Genomic DNA, 11,156 nt, shown 5'->3' on the forward strand with positions numbered 1-11,156 from the left:
GATTGTGGGGGTCGAGTACTGCCGTGACAGATCTGTTTCGCGCGGGAAACTCCATGCCGGATCTGACCGGCGAGGAGATCGCGGTCGTCGGTATCGCGTGCAGGCTGCCGGGGGCCGCCGGGCCGGCCGCGCTGTGGCGATTGCTCGAAAATGGCTCGGACGCTATCGTCGAAGTCCCGGCCGACCGATGGGATGTCCGCGATTTTCCCGAAAAGGGAAACGCGGAATATCGCCGAGGTGGTTTCCTGGACGCGATCGACCGATTCGATCCCGCCTTTTTCGGCATCTCGCCGGGCGAGGCCGTGGCAATGGATCCGCAGCAGCGGCTGATGCTCGAACTGGCTTGGGAAGCGCTCGAAGAAGCGGGTTTCGCCGCCGATCGCCTGCGCGGAAGCCGCACCGGGGTCTTCGTGGGCGCGAGTTCCGGGGATTACGAACGGTTGCTGCTGCGCGGCGGGCTCACGCACCACACTGCCACCGGAACCGGCCGCGGCATCATTTCCAACCGCGTCTCGTACGTGCTCGGCCTGCACGGCCCCAGCCTCACCGTCGATTCGGCACAGGCGTCCTCGCTGACGGCGGTGCACCTCGCGTGCGAGAGCCTGCGCCGGGGAGAGGCTTCGCTGGCGATCGCCGGCGGAGTGCACCTCGCCGTGACCCCGGAAAACACTGCCGCACTGGCGAAACTCGGCGCGTTGTCGCCCTCTGGCCGGTGTTTTGTGTTCGACGCCAGGGCGGACGGGACGGTGCTCGGCGAGGGCGGCGGGGCGGTCGTGCTCAAGCCGCTTTCCCGCGCGATCGAGGACGGCGACCTCGTGCACTGCGTGATCCGCGGCAGCGCGGTGAACCACGACGGCGGGGGCAACGGGCTGACCGATCCGAATCCCGTCGCACAGGAAGAAAACCTGCGCTCGGCGTACTGGAGCGCGGGCGTGGCTCCCTCGGCCGTGCAGTACGTGGAACTGCACGGCACCGGCACCAAGGCGGGCGATCCCGTCGAGGCCGCCGCGCTGGGCGCGGTGCTGGGCACCGGCCGTGACGCCGACTTTCCGCTGCGCGTCGGCTCGATCAAGACCAACATCGGTCATCTCGGCGCGGCCGCGGGGATCGCCGGGCTGCTCAAGGCAGTGCTCGCGATCAAGCACCGGAGGATTCCGCCAAGCCTCAACTACGAGACCCGGAATCCGGCGATTCCCTTGCCGGAATGGGGTTTGCGGGTACAGAACGAACTGGCTGACTGGCCGAGGGCGGACCAGCCGCTGGTCGCGGGAGTGAGCGCGTTCGGCATGGGCGGCGCCAACTGTCACGTCGTGCTAGCCGAGCCGCCGACGCCGGAAGCACTCGAGACGGAGACCGCGAAGGTACCGGTGCCGTGGGTGGTTTCCGGCCGGTCTGAGGCGGCGTTGCGCGCGCAGGCGGCGGTCTTGGCTGAGCACGTCCGCGAGCATCCGGAACTGGCGACGGCGGACGTGGCGTACTCGCTGGCCGCGAAATCGGCGTTCGAGCAGCGCGCCGTCGTGGTCGGGGACGATCGTGCGGACTTGGTTGCTGGGCTGAACGCGGTGGCCACCGGCGGCGCGCACCCGGACGTGGTGCGCGGTGCCGCGGACGCCAGCGGGCGGACTGTGCTGGTGTTCTCCGGCGCGGGCGGGCAGTGGAAGGGCATGGGCGCCGGCCTGTGGGAATCGTCGCCGGTGTTCGCGGAATCGGTCGCGGCGTGCGCGGAAGCGTTCGAGCCCTACCTCGACTGGTCGTTGATCGACGTCGTGCGGGGCCGTCGAGGAGCGCCGCCGTTGTCGCGGGTCGACGTAGTGCAGCCTGCGCTGTTCACGGTGATGGTGTCGCTGGCGGCGGTGTGGCGCTCGCTGGGCGTCGTGCCGTCCGCGGTGATCGGCCATTCGCAAGGCGAGATCGCCGCGGCGCACGTCGCCGGGGCGTTGGCGCTCGAGGACGCGGCGCGGCTGATCGCCTCGCGCAGCCAGCTCATCGCGGCGAAGCTGTCCGGGCACGGCGCGATGTTGTCGGTGTCCGCGCCGGTGGCCGACGTCGAGCGGCTGCTGGCGGAAGCGGGCGACGGAGTGGCCGTCGCCGCGGTGAACGGGCCCCGCACGGTCACGGTCGCGGGCAGTCCGGAGGCGATCGACCGGTTGGCCGAGACCCTGGCGGAGACCGGGGTGCGGGCGGCCCGCATCCAGGCGGACTTCGCCTCGCATTCGCCGCAGATCGAGTCGGTTCGCGCCGAGTTGCGAGACGCGGTCGCCGAAATCGCGCCGCGGAGCACGCCGATCCGGTTCTGCTCGACGGTGACCGGCGGGTTCCTGGACACCGCCGAATTGGACGCGGACTACTGGTTCCGGAACCTCCGCCAGACCGTGCGTTTCGACGAGGCCGTGCGCACCTTGCTGGACGAGGGTTTCGACGTCTTCGTCGAACCCGGGCCGCACCCCATGCTCTCGGTCCCGGTCCAGGAGATCGCCGACGACCATGGCGCGCAGGTCGCCGCCGTGCACACCCTCCGCCTCGGCGAAGGCGACCACCAGCGGCTGCTGTCCTCGGCCGCGGAGGCGCACGTTCGCGGCGTCCGGATCGACTGGGCCGCCGCCCTGCCCGCGGCCCGCCGGGTCGACCTGCCCACGTATGCCTTCCAGCGGGCGCGGTACTGGCCGGAACCAGCGGCGCTCGAACCGGGCGGGCGTCCGCTCGACGAGGAGTTCTGGGCCGCGGTGGACCGCGGCGAGCTGGCCTCCGTGCTGGACGTGGACGGCGCGACGACGCTGGACGCCGCGTTGCCCGCGCTGGCGGCCTGGCACCGCCGCGAGACCCATCTGTCCACAGTGGACTTCTGGCGGTATCGCGTCGGCTGGCGGCCGATCACCGGCCGGGCGGCGGAGGCTTTGGCTGGGCAATGGCTGGTGCTCGTGCCGCGAGGCTCGGCTGACGATCCGCGTGTCGAAGGGTGCGTTCGCGCGCTGACCGAGCGCGGCGCGCAAACCCAGGTGGCCGAGGTCAGCGAGCACGACACCGAGACGCTGCCCGAAGTGCTCGAATCCGCACCGTTCGCCGGGGTGTTGTCCCTGTGGGCCTTGGACGAGCGGCCGCATCCCCGGCAGCCGGCGCTCAGCGTGGGGCTGGCCGGGACGCTCGCGTTGATCCGGGCCGAGGCCGCGCTCGCCGCTCCCGCGCGGATCTGGGCGGCGACGGCGGACGCGGTGTCCGGTGCCAGCCCGGCGCAGGCCATGGTGTGGGGGCTCGGCCGGATCGCCGCACTTGAACACCCCGGTCGCTGGGGCGGGCTGATCGACCTGCCCGGCACCTTCGACGACCGGGCCCGCGCCCGGCTGGCCGAAGCGCTGGGTGGCATCGAGGGCGAGGACCAGCTCGCACTGAGTGCGTCCGGATTGCTCGGCCGCCGCCTCGAACCCGCTCCGCTCGGCGAGGACAGCCGCGAGTCCTGGACGCCGCGCGGCACGGTCCTGGTCACCGGGGCGTCCGGGGAACTCGGACCGTCGATCGCCAGGTGGCTGGTCCGGCAGGGGGCCGAGCATCTGGTGCTGGTCAGCCGACGTGGCGAGGCGGCGGAGGGCATGGCCGCGCTACGCGAAGAGCTGGCTGCGCGGGTCACGATCGCCGCGTGCGACGTCAACGACCGCGACGCACTGCGAACGCTGTTGTCCGGCCTGGCCGCCGACGGCGACCAGGTACGGGCTGTGGTTCACGCGGCGGCGGTGCTGCGGCCGACCACATTGGCCGAGACCAGCCCCGAGGAATTCGCCGAGAGCGTCGCGGCGAAGGCACTGGGCGCCGCCAACCTGGACGCCCTGCTCGGTGACCAGGAACTGGACGCGTTCGTGATGTTCTCGTCGGTCGCCGGGGTGTGGGGCGGTGCGGGCTTCGGCGCGTATGCCGCCGCGAACAGCTACCTCGACGCACTGGCCCGGCAGCGTCGCGAGGCCGGGCGCACCGCGACGTCCGTCGCGTGGGGAATGCTGGAGTCGCCGAACCCGCGCGAGCGCGAATCGGCACGCCGCCTCGGGCTGTCGTTCATGGACCTGGACACCGCGTTCGCCGGAATGGCGCAAGCGGTCGGCCGCGGCGAGACCACGATCGCGATCGCCGACGTCGACTGGGCGCGGTTCGTTCCGGCCTTCGTTTCCAGCCGTCCCAGCAGCTTGTTCGACCGGGTGCCGTCCGCCGCTCGGGTCCTGCGAGACAGGACGGATGCCGCCGAATCCGTCGTGACCGGTACCGAATTCGTCCGCGAGCTGACCGCGGCGGCACCGGCCGCGCAGGAAGAAGCGCTGCTGGAACTCGTGCGCTCCCGTGCCGCGGCGGTGCTCGGACGCGAGAACGCCGAGGCGATCAAGCCGGATCTGACCTTCCGCGAACTGGGCTTCGACTCGCTCACCGCGGTCGAACTGCGCAACCAGCTGGTCACCGCACTCGGGCGGCGGCTGCCCACGACCTTGCAGTACGACCATCCGACCCCGGCCGCGGTCAGCGTGTTCCTCCGCGCGGAGCTGTTCGGAACCGAAGCCGGGCCTGCCGGAGCGGCCGCGGTGCGCGCGGAGCCGGACGAACCGATCGCGATCGTGTCGATGGCCTGCCGTTTTCCGTCGGGCATCGACACTCCGGAAGCCTTCTGGGACCTGCTCGACGGAGGACGCGACGCCGTGTCCGCGTTCCCGGCCGACCGCGGCTGGCAGCTGTCGAACACCGGATACACCCGCGAGGGCGGCTTCCTGTCCGGCGCGGGAGAGTTCGATCCGGCGTTCTTCGGGATTTCGCCGCGTGAGGCGTTGGCGATGGATCCGCAGCAGCGCCTGCTGCTGGAGACGTCGTGGGAGGTCTTCGAACGGGCAGGCATCGACCCGGAGTCGTTGCGGGGCAGTGCGACCGGCGTGTTCGCGGGTCTGATGTATCACGATTACGGAGCCCGCCTCGGTGCGGTTCCTGATGGTGTGGCGGCCTATTTGGGCAATGGCAGCGCCGGGAGCGTCGCGTCCGGCCGGGTGTCGTACGTGTTCGGGTTCGAGGGGCCCGCGGTCACCGTCGACACGGCGTGTTCGTCGTCGTTGGTGGCCCTGCATCTGGCGGCGCAGTCGCTGCGGTCCGGCGAATGCTCGCTGGCGCTGGCCGGCGGGGCGACCGTGTTGTCGAATCCCGCGGTTTTCGAGGAGTTCGCGCGCAACGGCGGGCTGGCGTCGGACGGGCGGTGCAAGTCGTTCTCGGCGGCCGCGGACGGGGCCGGGTTCTCCGAGGGCGTGGGGATCCTTTTGCTGGAACGGCTTTCCGACGCGCGACGCAACGGACACGAGGTACTGGCCGTGCTGCGCGGCAGTGCGGTGAACCAGGACGGTGCGTCGAACGGGCTGACCGCGCCGAATGGTCCGTCGCAGCAGCGGGTGATCCGGGCGGCGCTGGCGAATGCCGGGCTGGAACCGTCTGATGTGGACGCTGTCGAAGCGCACGGGACGGGCACCCGGCTCGGTGATCCGATCGAGGCGCAGGCGATCCTGGCGACTTACGGCCAGGACCGGGAGCAGCCGTTGTGGCTGGGCTCGGTCAAGTCGAACATCGGGCACACCCAAGCGGCGGCCGGTGTCGCCGGGGTGCTGAAGATGGTTTTGGCGATGCGGCACGGGATTTTGCCGCGGAGCCTGCATCTCGGCGCGCCGTCGTCGCATGTGGACTGGTCGGCCGGCGCGGTCGAGCTGTTGTCCGAAGCCAGGGAATGGCGTGCGGACCGGCCACGCCGGGCGGGGGTTTCGTCGTTCGGGATCAGCGGGACCAACGCACACGTGATCGTCGAGCAGGCACCGGACGCTGTGCCGCCGCGGGATCAGCCGGACCGCGAGCTGGCCGTCGTACCGTGGGTGCTCTCGGCCAAGACCCCAGAAGCGTTGCGGGACCAGGCGAGCAGGCTCGCCTCCGCTGCCGGGCAGCCGGCGCTGGACGTGGCGTTCTCGCTGGCTGCCGGGCGGGCCGCGCTGGACCATCGCGCGGTCGTGACCGGCGAGAACACCGCGGAGCTGCTGGCCGGACTGGACTCGCTCGCCGGAGCCGGGAAGCCGGTCGAGGGCAAGACCGCGTTCGTGTTCGCCGGCCAGGGCTCGCAGCGGCCAGGAATGGGCCGCGAGCTGTACGAGCGGTTCCCCGTGTTCGCCGAAGCGTTCGACGCGGTGTGCGAGCGATTCGATCGGTCTTCGGCGCGGGCGCTGCGGGATGTGGTGTTCGCCGCCGACGGCTCGCCAGCCGCGGACTTGGTCCACCAGACGGAGTGGACCCAGATCGGGCTGTTCGCGGTCGAGGTCGCGCTGGCCCGGTTGCTGGAGTCGTGGGGGATCTCCCCGGATTTCGTGGGCGGGCATTCGGTGGGCGAGCTGGCGGCGGCGCATCTCGCCGGGGTCCTCGACCTGGCCGACGCCGTCGCGCTGGTCGCGGCGCGCGGCCGGTTGATGCAGGCTCTCCCGGCGGGCGGGGCCATGGCGGCGATCCAGGCCGACGCGGCCGAAGTCGCGCCGATGCTGTCCGGTCCGGACGCACGGGCGAGCCTCGCGGCGGTCAACGCGCCCGGTTCGGTGGTGGTTTCCGGTGACGAGGACCGAGTGCTGGAGATCGCCGGGCACTGGGAAGCACGTGGACGGCAGGTCAAACGCCTGCGGGTGAGTCACGCGTTCCACTCGCATCGGATGGACGGGATGCTGGCGGAGTTCCGCCGGGTCGCCGAGGGCGTCGAGTACCGCGCACCGCGCGTTCCGGTCGTGTCCAATGTGTCCGGTGAGCTGATCGCTGAGTTTTCGGCCGAATACTGGGTGCGGCACGTGCGGGAGACCGTGCGGTTCGGCGACGGGGTCCGCACGCTGGCGGCGCGGGGTGTGGCGCGATTCGTCGAGATCGGCCCCGGCAGCGTGCTGACCGCGATGATCGGGGATTCCCTCGACTCCGACGCGGCGCTGATTCCGGTGTTGCGCAAGGACCGCGACGAGCCGACGGCGTTGACTGAGGCTGTCGGCCGGTTGTTCGTCTCCGGTTCCACAGTGGACTGGAACGCGTTCTTCGCGGGTACCGGCGCGCGCCGGGTTTCGCTGCCGACGTATGCCTTCCAGCGGCAGCGGTACTGGCTCATGCCGAACCTCGCCGGAGACGCTCGCGGCATGGGGCTGGCTCCGGCCGAGCATCCGCTGCTGAGCGCGGCGCTGCCGTTGCCGGATTCGGACGGCGTCGTGCTGACCGGCAGGTTGTCGGCGGAGACCCAGCCGTGGCTGGCCGAGCACGTGGTGCGGGGCTCGGCGCGGTTCCCGGCGGCGGGGTTCGTGGAGCTGGCGGTGCGGGCGGCCGACCAGGCCGGATGCGCGGCGCTGGACGAGCTGACGGTGCGGACGCCGCTGGTGCTGCCGCCGCGTGGCGGGGTTCAGGTCCAGGTCAAGGTGGGCGAGCCCGCGGCGGGCGGCGTTCGGCCGGTGGCGGTGTATGCCCGCCCGGACGGCTCGGACCAGCCGTGGATCCAGCACGTCGACGGCTTCGTTTCGCCGGGCGGGACCGCGCCGGAGTTCGAGCTGGCGGAGTGGCCGCCGCGCGGCGTGTCCGCCGTTCCGATCGAGGACTTCTCTCGCGGCAAGGCCGACTTGGGGTTGTCGTTCGGCCCGATGTTCCAGGGGCTGACCGCGGCGTGGCGGCAGGGCGACGTCGTATACGCCGAGGTCGCCTTGCCCGACGAGACCGACGCCGGCGCGTTCGCGCTGCATCCGGCGCTGCTGGACTCGGCGGTGCACCTCGGGGCCGAGGCCGATCGGTTGGCGGCTTCCTGGTCCGGCGTGACCGTGTACGCCTCGGGTGCGTCGAGCTTGCGGGTGAAGCTTTCTCCCGTCGGCCCGGACGAGGTCTCGGTCGAACTCGCTGATGCGGCGGGTGCGCCGGTGGCGGCTGTCGACTCGGTAAAGCTGCGGCCCGCGGAGCAGCTGGGACGTGCGGCCGGATTCGTGGAGTCGTTGTTCGGCTTGGAGTGGGCCGAGGTGCCGGTGGGCGCCGCGGCCGAGACTGGCGGCTGGGCGGTGCTGGGCGAGCTTGGCATCGAGGCCGACCGGTACCCGGATCTGGCCGCGCTGGTGGACAGCGGGGCGACGCCGGACGTGGTGTTCGTGGAGTGCCGTCCGCCGGCTGAACTCTTGGCAGTGGCACAGACCTGGCTGGGGACGGCGCGGTTCGCGGATTCGCGGCTGGTCGTGGTGACGCGCGGGGCGGTGGCCGCGGAGCCGCACGAGAGCGTCCGGGATCTCGCGGCGGGCGCGTCGTGGGGGTTGGTGCGGTCGGCGCAGTCGGAGAGCCCGGGCCGGTTCGTGGTGCTCGACCTCGACGACAGCCCGGCCTCGCTGGAGCGGTTGCCCGAGGTGCTGAACCTCGGCGAACCGCAGCTCGCGGTGCGCGCCGGCGTGGTGCGAGTGCCGAGGCTGGCGCGCGTACTGGCCGAAGAGGGTTCGGCCGCGGAGCTGGCTTCTGAGGGAACAGTGCTGATCACTGGCGGCACCGGTGCGCTGGGCGGTCTGGTGGCCCGGCATCTCGTGGCTGAGCACGGGGTCCGGCATCTGGTGCTGGTCAGTCGCCGCGGCGCGGACGCACCGGGAGCCGCGGAGCTGACCGCCGAGCTGGCTGCGCTCGGCGCGGAAGCGACGGTGGCGGCTTGTGACGCCGCGGACCGTGCCGCGCTGGCGCGGGTGCTGGCCGCGATTCCGGCCGAGCATCCCTTGACCGGCGTCATCCACACCGCCGGCGCCTTGGACAACGGTCTCCTCGAGTCGTTGACCCCGGACCGGGTGGCGGCGGTGATGCGGCCGAAGGCCGACGCGGCGCTGAATCTGCACGAGCTCACTCGCGGGCACGACCTGCGCGCGTTCGTCCTGTTCTCCTCGATCGCGGGCCTGATCGGCGGGCCCGGGCAGGGCAACTACGCCGCCGCGAACGCGTTCCTGGACGCGCTCGCGCAGCAGCGCCGGGCGCAGGGTCTCCCGGCGGTGTCGCTGGCGTGGGGCGTGTGGGAGCGCTCCGGCGGCATGGTGGATCTGCTGGGCAAGACCGACCTCGCGCGGCTGGCCCGGGACGGGATCCGGCCGTTGTCGGACGAGGAAGGCCTCGCGCTGTTCGACGCGGCACTCGGCAGTGCTCGCGCGCTCCTCGCGCCGGTGCCGCTCGATCTGAGCGCGGTCAGCGGCTCGCTCTTCCGCGGGCTGGTCCGGCGACCGGTCCGGCGTTCCGCCGCCGGACGACCCGCGGAGTCCTCGCTTGAGCAGCGGCTGGCGGGCCAGTCCCGGAGCGACCAGGACCGGCTGCTGCTCGGCCTGGTGCGGGAAGAAACGGCGCGGGTACTGGGACACGGCTCGGCCGAGTCGGTCGAAGCGGCCAAGACCTTCCGGGAACTGGGCGCCGATTCGCTGACCGCGGTCGAATTGCGCAACCGGCTGAACACGGTGACCGGGACCCGGCTGGCCTCCACCGTCGTGTTCGACCATCCCACCCCGCGCGCGCTCGCCGAGCACCTGCGCACGCTGCTGGCGGGAGCGGAAGCGCCGGTGACGGTTTCGGCAGGTGCGGTGGACGGCGATCCGATCGCGATCGTGGCGATGGGCTGCCGCTACCCGGGCGGCGTGAGTTCGCCGGAGCAGTTCTGGGACCTGGTCTCCAGCGAGGCCGACGTGATCGCGGGATTCCCCGGCAACCGCGGCTGGGACGTGGAAGGACTGTACGACCCGGATCCGGAACACCGCGGCACCAGTTATGCCCGCGAGGGCGGATTCCTTTACGAGGCAACGGACTTCGACGCGCGGTTCTTCGGGATCAGTCCGCGCGAGGCGGTGGCGATGGATCCGCAGCAGCGGTTGGTGCTGGAGACGTCGTGGGAGGTGTTCGAACGGGCGGGCATCGATCCGGATTCGTTGCGCCACAGCGCGACCGGAGTGTTCGTCGGGGCGGGTTCTTCCGGGTACGGAAGCTACGACCGGTCTGGCGACGAGGCCGAGGGGCATCGGATCACCGGGAACGCGGCGAGCGTGCTGTCGGGCCGGGTCTCGTATGTGTTCGGGTTCGAGGGTCCTGCGGTGACGGTGGATACGGCGTGTTCGTCGTCGTTGGTGGCGTTGCATCTCGCCGTGCAGTCTCTGCGGTCGGGCGAGTGTTCGCTCGCCTTGGCTGGCGGGGTGACGGTGATGTCGACGCCTGAGACGTTTGTGGAGTTTTCCCGGCAGCGTGGGCTGGCTCCGGATGGTCGGTGCAAGCCGTTCGCTGAGGCGGCGGACGGTACTGGCTGGGGTGAGGGTGTTGGGCTGCTGTTGGTGGAGCGGTTGTCTGATGCTCGGCGGAACGGACACCGAGTGTTGGCGGTGGTGCGGGGTTCTGCGGTGAATCAGGATGGTGCGTCGAATGGGTTGACGGCGCCGAATGGTCCTTCGCAGCAGCGGGTGATTCGGGCTGCGTTGGCGAATGCCGGATTGACAACGTCTGATGTGGACGCTGTGGAGGCGCACGGGACGGGGACTCGGCTCGGTGATCCGATTGAGGCGCAGGCTCTTTTGGCGACTTACGGCCAGGGTCGTGACGAGCCGTTGTGGCTCGGGTCGGTGAAGTCGAACATCGGGCATACTCAGGCGGCGGCGGGTGTCGCTGGCGTGCTGAAGATGGTGCTGGCGATGCGGCACGGGATTTTGCCGCGGAGCCTGCACATTGATGCGCCTTCGTCGCATGTGGACTGGTCGGCGGGTGCGGTCGAGTTGCTGGCGGAGGCCCGGGAGTGGCCGGAAGCAGACCGGCCGCGGCGGGCGGGGATTTCCTCGTTCGGGATCAGCGGGACCAATGCGCACGTGATCGTGGAGCAGGTTCCGGACGTGCCCGTTGCGGATCCGGGCCGCGAATTGGCCGTGGTGCCGTTGGTCTTGTCGGGCAAGAGCGAGGCGGCGGTGCGCGAGCAGGCTCGCCGGTTGGCGGGTCGGCTGCGGGACGGGACGAGTCTGACCGAGGTGGCGTTTTCGCTGGCGACGGCTCGGGCGGCATTGGCGCGCCGGGCCGCGGTGGTGGGGCGTGACCGGGACGAGTTGCTTCGCGGCCTCGACGCGGTGGCGGCGGGCGAGGTGCCTGCGGAGCTGGCTGCGGAGTCGGGGGATGTCGTTTTT

General features: G+C 71.4%; 1 protein-coding gene. It reads left to right on the plus strand.

Annotated features, from left to right (window positions below; translation table 11 throughout):
* Positions 1–23: 23 nt before the first annotated feature.
* Positions 24–11,156 (plus strand): type I polyketide synthase (locus tag H4281_RS08125; protein ID WP_182890202.1); only part of this gene is annotated, 11,133 nt, incomplete at its 3' end.

This window comes from Amycolatopsis dendrobii (assembly GCF_014145675.1).
GTDB classification, from domain to species: Bacteria; Actinomycetota; Actinomycetes; order Mycobacteriales; family Pseudonocardiaceae; genus Amycolatopsis; species Amycolatopsis dendrobii.